The 18750-nt window shown below is 50.8% G+C and carries 18 protein-coding genes; 10 read left to right on the top strand and 8 right to left on the bottom strand.

Going from position 1 to position 18750, the window contains the following annotated elements; genetic code table 11:
• Nucleotide 1 precedes the first annotated feature (1 nt).
• Entirely contained in the window at nucleotides 2-1234 is a 1233-nt protein-coding gene (gene moeA / locus O9K67_RS16655; protein WP_061494588.1) for a molybdopterin molybdotransferase MoeA, read from the bottom strand.
• 162 nt (nucleotides 1235-1396) lie between these two features.
• Between moeA and iaaA the strand changes: the two genes are divergently transcribed.
• The 5 genes from iaaA to gsiD are packed head-to-tail and all read left to right on the top strand — an operon-like array spanning nucleotide 1397 to nucleotide 7672.
• Nucleotides 1397-2338: a beta-aspartyl-peptidase gene (gene iaaA, locus O9K67_RS16650; RefSeq protein ID WP_061494589.1), complete on the top strand. Its 942-nt coding sequence runs from the start codon at nucleotides 1397-1399 to the stop codon at nucleotides 2336-2338.
• 10 nt (nucleotides 2339-2348) lie between these two features.
• A complete protein-coding gene (gene gsiA, locus O9K67_RS16645; RefSeq protein ID WP_061494590.1) occupies nucleotides 2349-4220 on the top strand; it encodes a glutathione ABC transporter ATP-binding protein GsiA in 1872 nt (623 codons plus the stop codon).
• A 33-nt stretch (nucleotides 4221-4253) separates the two neighbouring features.
• Nucleotides 4254-5795, top strand: a complete 1542-nt coding sequence (gsiB, locus tag O9K67_RS16640) for a glutathione ABC transporter substrate-binding protein GsiB (RefSeq protein ID WP_061494591.1) — start codon at nucleotides 4254-4256, stop codon at nucleotides 5793-5795.
• Nucleotides 5796-5837: 42 nt separating this feature from the next.
• The gene (gene gsiC / locus O9K67_RS16635) at nucleotides 5838-6758 is read left to right on the top strand and encodes a glutathione ABC transporter permease GsiC (protein ID WP_061494592.1); all 921 of its coding nucleotides are present in this window, start codon (nucleotides 5838-5840) and stop codon (nucleotides 6756-6758) included.
• 2 nt (nucleotides 6759-6760) lie between these two features.
• The gene (gsiD, locus tag O9K67_RS16630) at nucleotides 6761-7672 is read left to right on the top strand and encodes a glutathione ABC transporter permease GsiD (RefSeq protein WP_061494593.1); all 912 of its coding nucleotides are present in this window, start codon (nucleotides 6761-6763) and stop codon (nucleotides 7670-7672) included.
• Nucleotides 7673-8125: 453 nt separating this feature from the next.
• Here gsiD and rimO read toward each other — a convergent pair whose 3' ends face one another.
• Entirely contained in the window at nucleotides 8126-9451 is a 1326-nt protein-coding gene (rimO, locus tag O9K67_RS16625; protein ID WP_061494594.1) for a 30S ribosomal protein S12 methylthiotransferase RimO, read from the bottom strand.
• Nucleotides 9452-9710: 259 nt separating this feature from the next.
• On the opposite strand from rimO, the gene O9K67_RS16620 reads away from it, so the two are divergent.
• Together O9K67_RS16620 and O9K67_RS16615 are read left to right on the top strand one after the other, a co-directional pair.
• Nucleotides 9711-10118 (top strand): hypothetical protein, encoded by a 408-nt coding sequence (locus tag O9K67_RS16620; RefSeq protein WP_071889957.1) that lies wholly within the window; start codon nucleotides 9711-9713, stop codon nucleotides 10116-10118.
• 846 nt (nucleotides 10119-10964) lie between these two features.
• Entirely contained in the window at nucleotides 10965-11918 is a 954-nt protein-coding gene (locus O9K67_RS16615; protein ID WP_061494596.1) for a bifunctional helix-turn-helix transcriptional regulator/GNAT family N-acetyltransferase, read from the top strand.
• 89 nt (nucleotides 11919-12007) lie between these two features.
• Here O9K67_RS16615 and O9K67_RS16610 read toward each other — a convergent pair whose 3' ends face one another.
• From O9K67_RS16610 to O9K67_RS16595, 4 genes are all read right to left on the bottom strand, one after another.
• Nucleotides 12008-12748 (bottom strand): glycoside hydrolase family protein, encoded by a 741-nt coding sequence (locus O9K67_RS16610; RefSeq protein ID WP_271044606.1) that lies wholly within the window; start codon nucleotides 12746-12748, stop codon nucleotides 12008-12010.
• A 337-nt stretch (nucleotides 12749-13085) separates the two neighbouring features.
• The gene (locus O9K67_RS16605) at nucleotides 13086-13469 is read right to left on the bottom strand and encodes an STY0301 family protein (protein WP_245191411.1); all 384 of its coding nucleotides are present in this window, start codon (nucleotides 13467-13469) and stop codon (nucleotides 13086-13088) included.
• 84 nt (nucleotides 13470-13553) lie between these two features.
• Entirely contained in the window at nucleotides 13554-14009 is a 456-nt protein-coding gene (locus O9K67_RS16600; RefSeq protein WP_271044605.1) for a DUF943 family protein, read from the bottom strand.
• Nucleotides 13990-14793 carry a DUF3289 family protein gene (locus tag O9K67_RS16595; RefSeq protein WP_061494597.1) on the bottom strand — a complete coding sequence of 268 codons (804 nt, stop codon included), beginning with the start codon at nucleotides 14791-14793 and terminating at the stop codon, nucleotides 13990-13992. Before O9K67_RS16595 ends, O9K67_RS16600 begins: the two co-directional genes overlap by 20 nt.
• Nucleotides 14794-15791: 998 nt before the next feature.
• Here O9K67_RS16595 and O9K67_RS16590 point away from each other — a divergent pair.
• From O9K67_RS16590 to O9K67_RS16580, 3 genes are all read left to right on the top strand, one after another.
• The gene (locus O9K67_RS16590) at nucleotides 15792-16700 is read left to right on the top strand and encodes an alpha/beta hydrolase (RefSeq protein WP_061494598.1); all 909 of its coding nucleotides are present in this window, start codon (nucleotides 15792-15794) and stop codon (nucleotides 16698-16700) included.
• 130 nt (nucleotides 16701-16830) lie between these two features.
• Nucleotides 16831-17349 carry a DUF2778 domain-containing protein gene (locus O9K67_RS16585; RefSeq protein ID WP_061494599.1) on the top strand — a complete coding sequence of 173 codons (519 nt, stop codon included), beginning with the start codon at nucleotides 16831-16833 and terminating at the stop codon, nucleotides 17347-17349.
• Complete coding sequence (locus tag O9K67_RS16580; RefSeq protein WP_061494600.1) at nucleotides 17330-17599, top strand: hypothetical protein; 270 nt, start codon at nucleotides 17330-17332, stop codon at nucleotides 17597-17599. The genes O9K67_RS16585 and O9K67_RS16580 overlap by 20 nt, the downstream gene beginning before the upstream one ends.
• A 13-nt stretch (nucleotides 17600-17612) precedes the next feature.
• Here O9K67_RS16580 and O9K67_RS16575 read toward each other — a convergent pair whose 3' ends face one another.
• Nucleotides 17613-18170, bottom strand: coding sequence for a hypothetical protein (locus tag O9K67_RS16575; RefSeq protein WP_061494601.1), 558 nt, complete (start codon nucleotides 18168-18170; stop codon nucleotides 17613-17615).
• A gap of 57 nt (nucleotides 18171-18227) precedes the next feature.
• Nucleotides 18228-18707 (bottom strand): GNAT family N-acetyltransferase, encoded by a 480-nt coding sequence (locus O9K67_RS16570; protein ID WP_061494602.1) that lies wholly within the window; start codon nucleotides 18705-18707, stop codon nucleotides 18228-18230.
• Between the last annotated feature and the right edge of the window lie 43 nt (nucleotides 18708-18750).

Genomic DNA, 18750 nt, shown 5'->3' with positions numbered 1-18750 from the left:
GTCAGCCTCCGAAGAGATGATTGAACATCTCCACATCCACCCATTCACCCGCTTCAACGTTGCCGCGTTCGCGCTCCAGCACCACAAAGCAGTTACCCTGGCTGAAGGAGCTGAAAATATGCGAACCCTGATGCCCGGTACTGCGTACTTCCAGCGTGCCGTCTTCGCCACGGCTTACCACACCGCGCTGGAAGTCGAGACGCCCCGGCGATTTTTTCAGGCGTTCTGTCGCCCGGGCGCGAAAACGCAGCGGCTGCACAGGCGCAGTATCGCCACTCAGTTTTGCCAGCAAGGGCTGCACGAGTTGGTAGAAGGTAAGGGTTGCTGAAACCGGGTTGCCAGGCAGACCGCAGAACCAGCTGTGGCTGAGTTTGCCAAAGGCGAACGGTTTACCGGGTTTGATCGCCAGCTTCCAGAAGGCAATTTCACCCAGCTCATCCAGTATGGTTTTGGTGTAATCCGCTTCGCCCACGGACACGCCGCCAGAGCTGAGCACCACATCGGCCTGGCTATCGGCAGCGATAAAGGTCTCGCGCAATTTCTGCGGATCGTCAGGAATAATCCCGAGGTTAATGACCTCGTAGCCCAGTTGCGCCAGCATCAGGTGTACTGACAGGCGGTTGGTATCGTAAATTTGCCCTTCTGCCAGCGGTTGCCCTGGCCGTTGCAGCTCATCCCCGGTGGAAAAAAGTGCCACACGCACTTTACGCACGACCGGGATGTCGGCAATGCCCAGCGACGCCAGTACCGGCAGTTCGGCCGCGGTCAGTTTGGTGCCCGCAGGAAAGACGCACGCACCTTGTTGGATATCTTCACCGGCGCGGCGGATATTCTGATTTTCACGCACATTGGCGGTAAAGCGGATCCCCGCATCGCTCTGTTCCGTCTGTTCCTGCATCACCACCGCATCGCACCCGGCGGGGATTGGCGCACCGGTCATAATGCGCACGCAGGTCCCTGTCGGCCACTCGCCGTCGAAGGGCTGCCCGGCAAACGCTTTACCGGCGACCGGTAAAGGTGTTCCGCTGCGCAGGTCGGCGAGACGCACAGCGTAACCATCCATCGCTGAGTTATCAAAACCTGGTACATTCAGGGGAGAAATAATATCCTGCGCCACCACGCGACCAAAACAGGCCGTCAGCGGTAGGGTTTCGCGGTCGTTTAGCGGCGTAATGCGTGACAACATCTGAGAGAGGGCCGTATCAAGCGACATCAGGCCATGTGAGGATTCCATATTTATTATCCAGTCAACGCGTTGAAGCGCTTATTATGGCAGAAAAGGACCCGTGTCTGAATGCCTTACGCCTACCCCATTGTAATCACGTCTCTTTACATCGTTGTAACGACTTTCTATATTCAGAAATCTTCGCAGACAAAGTAAAACCGGGCGAAAACTATGGCAAAAGCAGTCATTGCAATACACGGCGGGGCCGGGGCGATCGCCCGCGCCAGGATGAGCCCGGAGAAAGAGCAGCGCTATGCGCACGTGCTTTCGTCGATCGTGGAGGTCGGGCAACGCATGCTGGAGGCCGGTGAAAGCGCACTGGATGTGGTGACCGAAGCGGTACGACTACTGGAAGAGTGCCCGCTGTTTAACGCCGGGATTGGCGCAGTCTTCACTCGTGATGAAACCCATGAACTGGACGCGTGCATTATGGACGGCAATACCTTGCTGGCGGGCGCGGTGGCGGGCGTCAGTCGTCTGCGTAACCCTATCCTTGCAGCGCGTCTGGTGATGGAGCAAAGCCCGCATGTACTGATGATTGGTGAAGGCGCTGAGCAGTTTGCCTTCTCCCACGGTATGGCCGCGGTATCGCCGAGTCTGTTTTCCACACCGGAACGTTTTGAGCAGTTACTGCAGGCACGTGATGCGGGGCTAACGACGCTTGATCATGGCTCTGCGCCGCTCGATGAAAGCAGTAAAATGGGGACTGTCGGCGCAGTGGCGCTGGACAAGCATGGCAATCTGGCGGCGGCGACTTCCACGGGCGGTATGACCAACAAACTGCCTGGGCGCGTGGGAGACAGCCCGCTCCCCGGCGCCGGGTGTTATGCCAACAACGCCAGCGTGGCGGTCTCCTGTACTGGCACGGGCGAGGTATTTATCCGTACGTTGGCGGCTTACGATATCGCCGCATTGATGGATTACGGAGGCCTTAGTCTGCACGAAGCCTGTGAAGCGGTGGTGATGGAAAAATTACCGGCGCTGGGCGGGAGTGGCGGGCTAATCGCCATCGATCGGGAAGGTAACGTCGCTTTGCCGTTTAACAGTGAGGGGATGTATCGCGCCTGGGGCTATGCGGGTGATACGCCAAGCGTAGGCATTTATCGTGAATAAGGAGTCTGGGGTGTCGCAAGGGTTTGAGGCTGAAGCAGAGGTTGTGCTTGATGTCAGCAATTTGCAGATCGGGTTTCGCGATGATAAACAAATCACCCCGGCGGTACGTCATCTCTCTTTCTCGCTGAAACGGGGCGAAACGCTGGCGATTGTCGGTGAGTCCGGTTCCGGCAAATCCGTGACTGCCTTATCGCTGTTGCGCTTGATTGAACAGGCGGGTGGCGAAGTCAGTTGCGATCACATGTACCTGACACGCCGCAACCGGCAGAAAGTGAATCTGACCACGCTCTCAGCATCGCAAATGCGCAGCGTGCGCGGGGCGGATATTGCGATGATTTTCCAGGAGCCGATGACCTCGCTCAACCCGGTGTTTCCGGTGGGTGAGCAGATTGCCGAGTCGATTCGCCTGCACCAGAAACTGGGGCGCGAAGAGGCATTAATTGAAGCGCGGCGGATGCTCGACCTGGTGCGTATTCCCGAATCACAGTCTATTCTTTCCCGTTTCCCGCACCAGCTTTCCGGCGGGATGCGCCAGCGTGTGATGATCGCAATGGCGCTGTCGTGCCGCCCGGCGGTGTTGATTGCTGATGAACCGACCACTGCGCTGGATGTCACCATCCAGGCGCAGATCCTGCAACTGATCTCTGTGTTGCAAAAAGAGATGTCGATGGGGGTGATTTTTATCACCCATGATATGGGCGTGGTGGCGGATATCGCCGACCGTGTGCTGGTGATGAACCAGGGTGAAGCGGTGGAAACCGGTAGCGTGGAACAGATTTTCCGTAATCCACAGCATCCTTATACCAAAGCGTTGTTGACTGCCGTGCCTAAACTGGGCGCGATGAATGGTCGCGATCTGCCGCGGCGCTTCCCGCTGATTTCAGCCAAAGACCCGCTGCATCAGGAAGCGGAGATCGAGCAGGATACCGTGGTGCCGGGCGAGCCCATTTTGCAGGTGCGGGATCTGGTGGCGCGCTTCCCGTTGCGCAGCGGCATTCTCAACCGCGTGAACAAAGAAGTGCATGCGGTGGAGGGGATCAGTTTTGATTTATGGCCCGGCGAAACGCTGTCGCTGGTGGGAGAGTCCGGTAGCGGCAAATCGACGACTGGGCGGGCGCTGCTGCGGCTGGTGGAGAATCAGGGCGGCTCGATTACCTTTAACGGTGAGCGCATTGATACCTTGCCTGCCGGTAAACTGCAGCGTTTACGCCGGGATATTCAGTTTATTTTCCAGGATCCGTACGCGTCGCTCGACCCGCGCCAGACGGTAGGTGATTCGATTATTGAACCGCTGAGGGTACATAACCTTCTCGGCGAAGAAGAGGGGCGAAAACGGGTCACATGGCTATTGGAACGTGTTGGGTTGAAACCGGAGCATGCGTGGCGTTATCCGCACGAATTTTCCGGTGGTCAACGCCAGCGTATTTGTATTGCGCGGGCGCTGGCGCTTAACCCGCGTGTGGTGGTGGCGGATGAAGCCGTCTCGGCACTGGACGTCTCTATCCGCGCGCAAATCATTAATCTGTTACTCGATCTGCAGCGCGAGTTGGGAATAGCATTTTTGTTTATTTCTCATGATATGGCGGTGGTGGAGCGCATTAGCCACCGGGTTGCGGTGATGTATCTCGGGCAAATCGTGGAGATTGGCCCGCGTCGTGCGGTGTTTGAGAACCCGCAGCATCCTTATACGCGTAAATTGATGTCGGCGGTTCCCGTCGCCGACCCGGCGCATCGTCATGCGCAGCGCGTGTTGTTGTCTGATGACATGCCCAGCAATATCCGCAAACGCGGCGAGTCGATGCAGCGTGTACAGCTGCAGAACGTAGGGCCGGGGCACTTTGTTGCCCGCTCCACGCCCGGCAACACGCAGTCCCGTTTTTAACTGAGCACTGGCAGGGTTTTTCTGGAGAACAACATGACACAATGCGTTTCACGTAACGGGCTGGTCGCGCTTGGTGTGATATCTATGCTGATCGCTGCCCCAGTCCTTGCCGCGAAAGACGTGGTTGTCGCCGTGGGATCCAATTTCACCACGCTCGATCCTTATGACGCGAATGACACCCTGTCACAGGCCGTGGCGAAATCCTTTTATCAGGGACTGTTTGGCCTTGATAAAGAGATGAAACTGGAGAATGTCCTGGCGAAAAGCTACACCGTCTCCGACGATGGGCTGGTGTACACCATTACGTTGCGCCAGGGGGTGAAGTTCCAGGATGGTACGGATTTCGATGCCGCCGCGGTGAAAGCGAACCTCGATCGTGCCAGCAATCCGGCGAACAGCCTGAAGCGTTACAACCTGTATAAGAACATCGACAAAACCGAGGTGGTTGATCCCTCGACGGTGAAAATCACCCTCAAACAGCCGTTCTCGGCATTTATTAATATTCTGGCGCACCCGGCGACGGCGATGATCTCTCCGGCAGCACTGAAAAAATACGGCGACGATATTGGTTTCCACCCGGTGGGCACCGGGCCGTACGCGTTTGAGGCCTGGAACCAGACCGATTATGTGAAGGTGAAGAAGTTTGCGGGCTACTGGCAAAAAGGCCTGCCGAAGCTGGATTCTATCACCTGGCGACCGGTGGTGGATAACAACACGCGTGCGGCAATGCTGCAAACCGGGGAAGCACAGTTTGCTTTCCCTATCCCTTACGAGCAGGCGGAAGTCCTCAAACGCAACAGCACGCTCGAGCTGGTCGCCAGCCCGTCGATTATGCAGCGTTACATCAGTATGAATGTGACGCAAAAACCGTTTGATAACCCGAAAGTACGCCAGGCGATTAACTATGCCATTAACCGTCAGGCGCTGGTAAAAGTGGCCTTTGCCGGGTACGCCACGCCAGCGACGGGCGTTGTACCGCCAACTATTGCCTACTCGCAGGATTACCCGGCGTGGCCCTACGATCCGGCTAAAGCGCGGGAATTGCTGAAAGAGGCGGGTTATCCGCAAGGGTTCAGCACCACCTTGTGGTCTTCGCATAATCACAGCACCGCGCAGAAGGTGCTGCAATTTACCCAGCAGCAGCTGGCGCAGGTGGGCATTAAAGTGCAGGTGACAGCGATGGATGCCGGGCAGCGTGCGGCGGAAGTGGAAGGTAAAGGGCAGAAAGAGAGCGGGGTGCGAATGTTTTACACTGGCTGGTCTGCCTCAACCGGAGAAGCAGACTGGGCATTATCGCCGCTGTTTGCCTCCTGGAACTGGCCGCCAACTCAGTTTAATACCGCTTTTTATCGTAACCCGCAGGTGGATAAAGATTTTACCGATGCGCTGAAGACAACCAGCACGGAGACAAAAGCACGTCTGTATAAACAGGCGCAGGACATTATCTGGCAGGATTCTCCGTGGGTGCCGCTGGTTGTGGAAAAACTGGTTTCGGCGCATAACAAGAAGCTGACCGGGTTCTACATCATGCCGGATACCGGGTTCAGTTTTGACGATGCTGATTTGCAACCCTAACGCATTCCCCCTTGCAGGACCGCGGGGGGCATGGAACGAGCGATGCTGAATTATATCATCAAACGCCTGCTTGGCCTGGTTCCGACATTATTGATCGTGGCTGTGCTGGTGTTTTTATTTGTGCATTTATTACCGGGCGATCCGGCGCGACTGATTGCCGGGCCGGAGGCGGACGCGCAGGTGATCGCCATGGTGCGCAGCCAACTGGGGCTTGATCAACCGTTGTGGGTGCAGTTCTGGCACTACATTACCAATGTGGTGCAGGGGGACTTCGGGATCTCAATGGCTTCCCGTCGCCCGGTGTCGGAAGAGATCGCCAGTCGCTTTATGCCCACGCTGCTGCTAACCCTTACCAGCATGGGTTGGGCGATGCTGTTTGGTCTTGGGGCGGGGATTGCTGCCGCAGTGTGGCGTAACCACTGGCCGGATCGCCTGGGTATGGCGTTGGCGGTGACCGGCATCTCCTTCCCGGCTTTTGCGCTGGGGATGGCGCTGATGCAGCTTTTCTCCGTTGAGCTGGGCTGGTTGCCGACCGTGGGGGCGGATAGCTGGCGGCACTATATTTTACCCTCTCTGACGCTGGGCGCGGCGGTCGCAGCAGTGATGGCGCGCTTTACTCGCGCGTCATTCGTTGAGGTGCTGAACGAAGACTATATGCGTACGGCCCGCGCGAAAGGCGTGAGCGAGCGCTGGGTTATCCTCAAACATGGCCTGCGCAACGCGATGATCCCGGTGGTGACGATGATGGGGCTGCAATTCGGTTTTCTGCTTGGCGGATCGATTGTGGTGGAAAAAGTCTTTAACTGGCCGGGATTAGGGCGATTGCTAGTGGACTCCGTTGAGATGCGCGACTACCCGGTAATCCAGGCGGAAGTTTTGCTCTTCTCGCTGGAGTTTATTCTTATCAACTTAGTGGTGGATGTGCTCTACGCCGCCATTAACCCTGCGATCAGGTATAAGTAAGGATGCGACTGTTAAACTGGCGTCGACAGGCGATTTTAAACGCCATGCCCGTGGTCAAACCGGGCCATGTGCGCACCCCATGGGATGAGTTCTGGCGACGTTTTCGCCGCCAGCCGCTGGCGATGACCGCCGGACTGTTTGTGCTGTTGTTGATCCTGCTGGCGATTATCGCCCCGTGGATTGTTCCGTTCGATGCGGAAAACTACTTTGATTATGACCGCCTGAATGACGGCCCGTCACTGGTGCACCTGTTTGGTGTTGATTCTCTCGGGCGTGATATTTTTAGCCGCGTACTGGTGGGGGCGCAGATTTCGCTGGCCACCGGGGTGTTTGCCGTGTTGATTGGCGCACTGATTGGCACGGTGCTGGGGCTGCTGGCGGGCTACTACGAAGGCTGGTGGGACCGAATCATCATGCGCATCTGCGATGTGCTGTTCGCTTTCCCCGGTATTCTGCTGGCGATTGCGGTGGTGGCGGTGATGGGCAGCGGAATGGCGAATGTGATTATCGCCGTGGCGGTATTCTCGGTTCCGGCGTTTGCCCGTCTGGTGCGCGGCAATACGCTGGTGCTGAAACAGCAAACCTTTATTGAATCCGCCCGCAGCATTGGTGCCAGCGATGCGGTGATCCTGTTCCACCATATTCTGCCAGGCACGGTGTCGTCGATTGTGGTCTATTTCACCATGCGTATCGGCACCTCGATTATCTCTGCCGCCAGCCTTTCGTTTCTGGGGATGGGGGCACAGCCGCCGACGCCGGAGTGGGGCGCAATGCTGAATGAAGCGCGGGCCGATATGGTGATAGCGCCGCATGTTGCGCTGTTTCCGTCACTGGCGATTTTTTTGACCGTGCTGGCGTTTAACCTGCTGGGAGATGGTTTGCGCGACGCACTGGATCCGAAGATTAAGGGATAGTGCTGGTTTCCCCTCACCCTAACCCTCTCCCCGAAGGGGCGAGGGAACCGTTCGGTGCGGTTTTGTTGATTCCCGCTTCGCTCAGTGACAACGGGAGATAGTGCTTTTCTCCCTCTCCCTCAGGGACAGAATGGAGGAGAGACAAACGCGCGGTGCGGTTTTGTTGATTCCCGCTCCGTACAGCGGCAGCAGGGGATAGTGCTTTTCTCCCTCTCTCTTTCAGGGACAGAGCGGAGGAGAGACAAACGCGTGGTGCGGTTTTGTTGATTCCCGCTCCGCACGGCGGCAACGGGAGAAAGTGCTTTTCTCCCTCTCCCTTTCAGGGAGAGAGCGGAGGAGAGACAAACGCGCGGTGCGGTTTTGTTGATTCCCGCTCCGTACAGCGGCAGCAGGAGATAGTGCTTTTCTCCCTCTCCCTTTCAGGGAGAGGGGTGGGGTGAGGGTTAAAACGATTTAAACCCGGGTGCCCCATAGATCATATTCGTCGGCGTTTTCCACTTTCACACGGACAACATCGCCCGGCTTCACAGCGGTTTCGCCGTTCAGGTAGACGGCACCGTCAATTTCCGGTGCATCTGCCATGCTGCGACCAATCGCACCTTCGTCATCCACTTCATCAATAATCACCAGGATTTCGCGACCGATTTTTTCCTGCAAACGTTCAGCAGAGATCTGCTGTTGCAGTTGCATAAAGCGGTTCCAGCGCTCTTCTTTAATCTCTTCTGGCACCTGATCCGCCAGTTCATTGGCGGTAGCGCCTTCGACCGGGCTGTATTTGAAGCAGCCGACGCGATCCAGACGTGCTTCTTTCAGGAAATCGAGCAGCATCTGGAAATCTTCTTCGGTTTCACCCGGGAAGCCGACGATAAACGTAGAACGCAAGGTCAGCTCCGGGCAGATTTCACGCCACTGCTTGATGCGCGCCAACTGCCGATCGACAGAGCCCGGGCGCTTCATCAGTTTCAGAATGCGCGGGCTGGCGTGCTGAAGCGGAATATCCAGGTACGGCAGGATTTTACCTTCGGCCATCAGCGGAATAACATCATCCACGTGCGGATAGGGGTAGACGTAGTGCAGACGCGTCCAGACGCCGAGTTTCGCCAGTTGCTCACACAGGCCGACCATGCTGGTTTTTACTGGCTCGCCGTTGTGGAAGCCCATACGGTGTTTAACGTCAACGCCGTAGGCGGAGGTGTCCTGAGAGATCACTAACAGCTCTTTCACTCCGGCATCCACCAGACGTTTGGCTTCCGCCAGTACATCGCCAATCGGGCGGCTGACCAGATCGCCGCGCATCGAGGGGATGATGCAAAAGGTGCAGCGATGGTTGCAGCCTTCGGAAATTTTAAGATAAGCGTAGTGACGCGGCGTCAATTTCACGCCCTGTTCCGGCACCAGGCTTAAGAACGGGTTGTGTTTCGGTTTCGGTACATAATGGTGAACATGGGAAAGCACCTGCTCGTAGCTGTGCGGTCCGGTGATTTCCAGCACTTTCGGGTGCACTTCGCGGATCTGATCTTCTTTTGCGCCCAGGCAGCCGGTGACGATCACTTTGCCGTTTTCGTTCAACGCTTCGCCGATGGCTTCCAGCGACTCTTGTACTGCGCTGTCGATAAAACCGCAGGTGTTGACGATCACCATATCGGCATCGTCATAGGTAGGTACAACGTCGTAGCCTTCGGTACGCAGTTCGGTAAGGATACGTTCAGAATCCACCAGGTTTTTCGGACAACCAAGAGAGACAAAGCCGATTTTCGGCTGCAGGTTCACATTGCTCATAGTTCAAAAAATAATCAGTTATAGGATGCTTAGGGCAGGGATTGTACAGGTCTCCGGGCAAAATTTATAGCGATTAAAGCGGTGCGGTGTGCTTCGGTGTGTGTCTGCAAATAGCAGTTGGCTGCATACCGTGTCAGGTTTGTTGTTTGGTATATATCAAGACAGCATCGCCTGGATGAGGTTGAGTCGAGAAAGGTAATCTCTGTTTCGGCAGCGCTGCCATAACGTTATCTCGTTCTCTATGAAAGGAATGTTAACCATGAAAACCAAATTACATGCACTCTTCCTGCTTGGTTTCCTGTCGTTTGGAAGTCAGGCCGAATCTTTCGTAATCGGCGCTAAGGCGCATTGTATTTATCCACCGCTAAGTAATGTGCAAGTTCAGGTCGGTACAGCATTGCAATTCCAGCTGGCACCTGGCACATATAAAATGTCATTGCCCTCTAATAACATGAGTTGTATGAACGGTTCGTTAGCGAATGGCTGCAACATCAGCACTATTTATTTGCAGGGAGGGCTTGGCAACGCTCGCTGGGGAACAACGCTGGGTAATACACCAATTACGGTGAATGTACCTACGCCGGCAACGTTTATGGCGTTTGTCACTGATGATAACTGCGTTGATAACACCGGATACGCCACGATTCAGGCGGATAAGATCCAGTAAAATATCAAAAAATTCTACCAACGCCGCACGTATTTAAGTGCGGCTTTTTTGTGCCTGGAGTTTAATTTAGGGTGATATTAAAATCCTATATAACCGAAGAGAGTGGTATTTTTATATTACATCGACATGCATATATGCTGTGATATTTCATTCTGTTAATATGCTTTCGCAAAGCAGGTCAGGAAAATCTCAAAATAACAAATTATTGGGGTGATGTGTGTTTATTATCTTCGGGTGGTTAAAGGAAAGTTGCAGAACTCCGTATTTTATTAACAATTATTGTTATAATTGTGGTTGTGAAAAATCATGGGGGCTCTATTCTGAGACAGAGTGGGTGACTTTTTTTTGATATTAAGACAATCCCTTTTTTAATAAAAAGAAAAGTCTTTTGCGAGCGGTGCGGAGATGAAATTAATGTCTCATATGTTAATTTTTTTCTCATGCATAAAAATAAAGAAAAGCTGGGTTCCTGGATGGAGGATCTTCAGCTGGCAAGTAAAACTGAAAATCAACGAAAATATTTAATTGAGCGAAGAAAAAATAGTATAAATGAGTAGAGGGAATGATTTATATAACCAGTGCATTATGTCGCGTGTGGCATAAATTCGAGAGTGGCATCTTGCATATCAGGAATTTCCGCTGTGGTGTAATGAACCAGACTGTATGGGAATAGTGCTGATAGTGTCGGTTTTATAACGTTTAAGCTGGCTGCCTGGTAAACGTGAAAATGAGATGTGTCGTTGCGTTTATAAAAAATCTATTTCTCCTCTTACATCGTTTTACAATTGACAGGCTGAATAATAGATGGTTGTATTGTGCAACTACCTATTCTGAACGGGTCATACCATGGCAGCACCTGAGCTTATCAACGACATCCGTGTGGCATCGCGTCAGATGGTTCGTGAACTGGGATTTATGAACAGCACGCTTGCCGCTACCGATTACTCTCCCTCGGCAGTGCATACTCTGCTGGAAGTAGGAATGCGCGGCTCCGTCACTGCTGCACAACTGGTGCAACTGCTTGGTTTGGAGAAGTCCAGTGTCAGTCGAATGCTGGCGAAACTCATTCGTGCGGGCGAATTACAGGAGGTACCGCTGGCGGAGGATGCACGGTACAAGAAGCTGGTGCTGACCGCACAGGGAAAGGAGAGTGTATCTCGCATAAACAGCTACGGTGAGACGCGTGTGCAGCAAGCGATGGAGTACCTGGATCCCGCCCGGCAAAGTATGGTAGCTAGCGGCCTCTCAGCCTATGCTTCTGCACTGGAAGCCTGCCGGAAAGGCACGCCACTTCCTCCTGGCGACAAGCCTGACATTATCACCGGTTATCTGCCGGGGATGATTGGCCGTATCAGCGAAATGCATGCGAACTACTACTCGAACCATTATGGTTTTGGGTATTTTTTTGAGAGCAAAGTGGCTTCGGGCCTGGCCGAATTTGCTGGCCGACTGGAAAGCGAGCGCAACAACATTTGGCTCGTGGTTCTGGATGGGCGGGTGATTGGATCGGTGGCTATTGATGGGGAAGACTTGGGAAATAATGAAGCACATCTGCGCTGGTTTATTCTCGATGATATATGTCGTGGTACTGGCATCGGTCGCCAGTTGCTTGCCCGCGCGATGCAGTTTTGCGATGAGCAACAATTCTCAGCAGTCCAACTCTGGACCTTTAGTGGTCTTCACGCTGCACGACGTCTTTATGAATCTTTCGGCTTCAGGCTGACCAGGGAATGGCAGGGTGAGCAGTGGGGACGTTCTATGCTCGAACAGCAGTTCACCCACGCGATGGAGAGGGGATAAGGCGTAACGTTTCATAGCCGGGCCTGGCAGAATGCTCATGCTATTAAGGTGTGGGGAGAAAAAAGGCGCAGCATCGTGCGCCTTTGTGTTTATTTTTTTACCGCAGAGAGTAACTGATTGGCTGTGTCCGTATTACGGGACTCAGAAATTTTTGTTCTGTGCGATTCTTTTGCTGCTGTCGCCCAGTCCTTTTTATTAACAGCGGCATTGAAAGCGGGGAAGGCACTTTTAAGCTTGCCGATCCCCAGATTAAATCCCATATCCACAAGGGCAGTTTTTACGCCATCAGGAAAACTATCATAGTCTGAATAGAGTCCGCGCAAACCCGCCTCTGTGGTTTGAACATCTTTGATACAGGTTTCAATAACTGCTTTATTTGTTAAATGAGCCAACGTCCAGGCTTTAGGGTTTGCTTTAATAGCATTAAATGCTGTAGTTATATCTTTATCACTCGCCGATACTTCCGTGTCTTCATCATCACCGTGCCCGTGAGTGGTATGTGTGCGGGTGAAGGGTAATGCCAGCGCTGCGGTAAGATTAACAATTAAATGTCCGATGCCAACGGTAATATTTCCTTCGCTATCCTGATACATGGCGTTTTTAAAACCCTCATGAACACTCAGGTTCGTTGTGCACATCGACATATAAGTGCCACTGTACTCTTTGGTGCTAACAACAACGATTTTAGTTTTATCGGTTACGCCCCCGACGGCATCGCGACTCCCGTCACCATTGGACGTTGTTCCTCCGGGTTTGTTATTACCATCAAAAGAACAAATTGGACCGCTCCACGTATCATGGACGGTGCAGGTATCATCATATTCAGACATGGCTGTTCCTCATTGATTTTCATTTTTTGGTGAATAATGTTTCTCTTTTATTGTCTGTCTGGATTTCTTCTGAGTGACGTGAATAACATCCCCGTACAACAGAAATTCACAGAAAGCACAATGAGGTCACTTTATTCTCAGAAGAGCTTGCAAAGAAAACGAAGTCGGTTGTAACAGCATCAGCACTTCACCAATAGAGGTTTTTTTTCGGAAAAGAGTGAGCGTGTAAGCAAACGTATTTTTTTTGTTCTGCTGGTATATTTTTTGGCTAAAAAAAGGCCACCTGAAGGTGGCCTGTATATTCCTGGTTAAATATAAGGAATCTTCTTTTTATCCTCTATTCGCACGCCGCAAACAGATGATTTATGCCGCCTTCCAGCCAGGCGGAACATTTTTTGGCGCTGTCCGGTACTTTCAACGTGACGGTCTCTTTCGTGCCTTTATACTTGCAAACAAGATAAAAAGGCACTTCGCCCGTACTGTCGTAGAAGGGGTAACCTCTTATCGTCCACACCGTATCGTCTTCGGTATCCGGGATTAATTCACCACGTTCTTCAGGAGGCCCGCTAAAAAGGCTGACATCGCTCAATCGGTGAGGTTTATTTTTAATCTGTAGTGTTGTCGGGCAGACGATTTTTTCTGCCATTGCCGTCGCTGAGAACAAAAGTATAGTGCTTAAGAGTATTGCTTTATTACACAGCATGATGGTTTTCTCTTGCATTTGTCATTCGCGAATCCTCATCAATAGTAGTTTTTTTCTATTTTTATCCTGGATGAAACATGTTGCGTGTGGCCGTTATGTGATTTACTCTTTAAGTAATATTAACTTGCCTCCAGGTGTCTCTGAATAAATTTTATTACCAATGCCATAATATATTTTTTTATTTAAGTTACCACTAATGTTCATAATTCCATCATTGTAAACACAGTTTTCTTTATTTTTAATGTCATCAAAACAGTGGTAGTCATCAATGCTACCATCGTTACTGCCTGTTGGCAGGCTTTTATATCCACCAAACCGCATGATCACTACCGTGAAACTCTCAGGGTTTTCAATAAGATGGTATTTCTCTTGAAGGTGAACTCTATTTTTCTTCCACCAATTAATTTTACCCTCATTGGTGATGGGGGCATGATCCAGATAAACTAAATGGTTGTCGACCCTGACAACCTTTGTGGGCAGAAAGAACAACCAGAGGATACAGGTTGCTAGTATAAATATGCCTGTGATTAATGTTTTTTTAAGCATTGTTTTCGCCACTTATTGTTATCCTTGCATTAAAATTAGTGAAGAAAGGTTTGTAAGAAAACTTGCAATAGCGTTGTAGGACAAACCAAATACGAAAGAAACTTATCGTATTAAATTTAAATTTGCTAATATCTTCTTGATCCAGACCAAAATGATCCTGTGCTTTGAAATGAATCGTTGCAGTATATCGATTTTCTTGGAATACAATGGATTCAATAATGATTTCAGTGCTGTTGATATCATGTACTGATATTCCTGGACCGTTTATGCAATTTTGCCAACCTACAAATTTTGGCAAATGAACTAAGGAAAATACATCAATAAAGGATTCCTTGCTTAATTGCCTGGCATTAAAATCGTGAGTGCTCAGAACATATTGTATGGCAGTTAAAATATTGCCATCAGATTTATCGTTAAGTATCATTCGATTGTAAGCCTGATCCAATTGCAAGTCCCTGTAATCGGCACCATTTTTATATTGCATGTGATTTATTAATTTAGTTATTAAACCCTGGTGTGTGCCGATAAAAGAGAAAGCTCGTGATTGATTTCTTAGTTCGTCGAAAAGTATAGCTATAACTTTTTCTTTAGAATAGGCAGGGAGATTGCGTAGAGCTGGATGATCATAAGGGGAGTGAAAAGTAGACCAATCGACTAATGATGAAACCTGATGGAGATGAAACTTTGACTTGAGAGTTTTTTCGTCCATGTCTCCACATTGCATATCATCAGCGCTATGATCATTAAAGGGTTTCTTAGTGATGAAAATCGTTAACGGTCGATCAATTCCATGCATTTTTAATCCATTCCTTTGCTATCTTCAATTCCATTGAAGATAGCATTATACAATTTTCTTAAAAAGTATGTAGGATTTTGAAAAACCTTCTTATTCAGATGGATACCAGAAATTGCGGGAATGACGACTTCACTTGTCTTCACACCAAACATCATTCAAGGAACCCAAAATCTGGCTATATTAGCTCTGTTCAAAATTATGGTGATGCTTGTTACTGGCAATTTCATACCTGTTTTACTGCACCAGCCAACGATGACGATACGATGTTGGTCAGTCTGTGACGCATTGATGAGCGTTGCATGTCAGGGACTGAAATAGCTATTCTCCCAGTCACTGAGACAACAGATGCAGCATGCAAGAAAGCCTCTGATATAGTTTTTCTCGGGACGAACATAAGCGATACTAAGCAAGACTTTTATTATCTGTGACTGTTAATTCCCAATATTTGTAACCGAGGTGAATTTTCCCTTTTCAATGAATAGAAATTCAATTTCACTTATTAGAAATAAGCTTGCTGCCATTGCAATGATATTTTGTCGTTATCGAAACTGTGAGGTGGAAGTTGATTCTCTGGGATTCATCATAATTAACAATGCTATCTCAGCTAAGAGGTGAACGGCGTTTGCTTTTGTTTTGGCATCCGATGAAGCGTTTCTCCAGCTACTTATGTCAATACCAATGAAAACGATAACCGCGCCAGCCTTAATGCTCCACCCTGGCACGCTATTCGCCTGGAACGGCAGACTTTTTTCTGAAGTCACCCGGCCACTGGCGGCATAAGCATCAGGATACGGTCGCTCCGCCAGATTAACAGGATACTTCCGCAAGTGAAGCACACTGCTATTTACCTTCCCTGATACTCTTCTGACTCTCCGCCTCGTTTCTCTCTTAAAATATTGCAATTAGCAATCATTCTCATTAATGTGCGTGACGTGTTGCCACGTTCACGGCTGGCAACGTTTTCATCGTAGGGTCATGAACACAAGGAGAGGGCGGAAATGAATCCAGGGTTATGCAACAGGGAACATCTGCGCATCGTGGTACGTCTGGCGGCGTTTTTTACCTTGCTCTTCTGCACGGTAAGCAGTTACGCCAGGCCTGATATGTCTCCGCTGGGGCCAAATATTGCCGATAAAGGGTCCGCTTTTTATCACTTCTCCGTCAGGACTTTTGATTCCACCGATGGCAAACGCCATTACAAGGTGTGGACCGGAATTCCCAATAAAGCACCGCCAGCATCGGGTTACCCGGCGGTGTATCTACTGGATGGCAATGCGGTGATGGACCGGTTGTCTGACGCATTTTTGCAGACATTATCGCAACACAATCCGCCCGTGATCGTGGCTATTGGTTATCAAACGCCTCTGCCCTTTGACCTTGAGTCCAGAACCTGGGATTACACACCTCCTGCGGAGGGAAATGAACAAGTGCTTCGCGGCAGGAAGGGGGGCGGAAGCCAGGCGTTTCGGCAGCTTATTGAGCAGACCATTGCGCCCCAGGTCGAGCAGCATACCGCTATAAATCCCCATAAACGTGCATTATGGGGGCACTCCTATGGCGGATTATTTGTGCTGGATGCGTATTTATCTTCGAGAATATTCACAGCCTACTATACCGCCGTTCCCTCAATTGACCATAACAATGTTGCGCTGCTGAATCAGATAACGCATACGGAAAAACAACGCGTCAGCCATAAACAACTCTGGTTGATGGAAGGTGATGGCGAACAGCGGGTCAGGGAGAAGGGCAATCACCTGGATGTGCTTAGCGCCATACGTGAAACGGCTTCCACGCTGCGCGATAACGGCACTGCGGCAACTTTCTTGCTGTTTCCCGGGCTGACGCATGGTGAAATGTTCACCGCCTCGTTTCAGGCCGCGCTGCAACGTATCGCCACGGAAGAGTAAACCTGCGTGCGGTAGCCAATAAACTGCCTTACCTCTGCGATAGTGCTTTTTTCGAATTATCTTATAGGCTCAATAAAAACAGCATGATAAATAACCGGGTTTTTACAGGGAGTCTGACATCGTGATCCAAATGCAGATGGTCTATGACGATGCTGCGCGCAAAAGCGGCAAAGCGACGCTTACGGTATATGGCGTCGGGAGTTTTTCTGTGTTGTCGGGCCGTGAGCAATATATCAATAATCCCAACTGCGCCTGGATTTCAAACTACGGCTCAATCCCTGTTGGTGAGTACTGGATTGTGGATATGCCCAGCGGTAGTTTTGCCAACAGTGTACTGCGTGAGTTGAAAGACTGGGTGAATAACACAGACCATTCGCAGTGGTTTGGCTTATTCAGCACGCAGACGATGAGCGACAGCGTGTTCGTTAATGGCGTCAAACGCGGTCAGTTCCGCCTCCATCCGTTACGGCCTGACGGTTCCGGCGAGTCCTGGGGCTGCATCACTTTTTACCGCGTACCGGATTTTAATGTCGTCAGAAGCGCGTTACTGCGCAGTGAAAAAGTCGCTGTACCCGGCGGCAATGGTTTACAGGCTTATGGCAAAGTGACCGTAAAAGGAACAGCGGATTATGCGAACTGCAATCTTTAAGATCCTGGCGGGGATCCTGTATGTAATTATCGCTTTCGTGATCGTGGCGAAAGTGAAACCGGTTAACGATTTCTATCTATGGTCGTCAGATAACCTTTTCGAACTGCTGTGGCGGAAGAAAATCCTCACCGGCAATTACGAGTGGGGTAACGATCCCGCCAGCACCATCATGTTGATCGTGCTGGTGGTGGTGATTGCCTGGCTGCTGGCATTGATTGTCAACACGATTCGCGCCCGCCGCGTACGCTGATTTCCGGCAAGCCTTAGCGCTTGCCACCAATAATTACATACCCCATCTTCGCTTCCTCGCACAACGGATCACCGCAGCCGCAGAGGTCAATCGCACTGTGCACCGCGTATTTATACCCGGCGAGGAAGGGGGCCATATCGATATTGCTCTCATCGTAATTCCAGTAAAACGCGATGCACCAGAAAGAGCGCATTGGCTGGTACTGCGCCAGCAATTGCAATTTGGTGTAATCCTTATTCAACACGCGCCGCAGGGTGCTCAGCTTTTTCACGCACTTTAATTCGACGTAAATATCCTGTTCGGCTTTTTTGCTCTCACGTTTTAATACCAGATCAACGGACATCACCTGCTTTTTCTCGCTACCAGGCAGCAGCAGCGAAAACTGTTTTTCCCGTTCACAGCGAAATAGTGGGTGAGACTGAAAATAGTATTGCAACTCAATTTGCAGCCACTTTTCCCAGTCATTGATCGTGCCATTGATCATTTCCATTTTATTGAGCACCTCATCGTCGGCTAAAAATGCCTCCAGTGAGGTTTCAATTTCCAAAAAATCCCGATTGTCGCCGCGCATGGAACGGTTTCCTTGTAAAAAGCATTCATCCGTTATCGACCTTTATGGCAACTTTCTTTAAACAGCCTGAAGCGGATACGTCATATCGATGCAACGAAGTTTTGCTTTGGCAAGGCCAGAGTAATGCGTGTTTTCCCGCACAAAGGTAAAGCCATGCTTTTCGTAAAATGTTCTGGCATTGGGTGTCGAGGATAAAACAAGCTGTTTAATACCGCGCTGGCGAGCTTCATTTTTAATCGCATCAATAATCAATCCTGCGAGGCCGTTACCGGTATATTCCGGCAAGGTGAAAATTGCCTCAACGCTCTCTGACGAAAGATCGAGAAAACCGGTGGCAACAATCACCCCATCCGATGTGCTCGCTACAAAAAAAGGGTTGTCCGCCATAATGCGTAAAAAATGTTCCGGCAGGGTATCTGGCGTCCATGCCTTAATCACGTCCGGGGCGTAGCTGTTTGCGCATCCGTAACGAATTGACTGGTTGCGGACATACCAGCACTGTTCTGCTTCATCCGGCTCTGCATATCTGATTTTCATATTCCCTCGCCTGTCACACCCCACTGGCCAACGATTTTATCTG

Source organism: Kosakonia oryzendophytica (genome assembly GCF_027886705.1).
GTDB lineage: Bacteria > Pseudomonadota > Gammaproteobacteria > Enterobacterales > Enterobacteriaceae > Kosakonia > Kosakonia oryzendophytica.
Note: the sequence above shows the minus strand (reverse complement) of the source record. Positions and strands in the feature narration are given on the sequence as shown.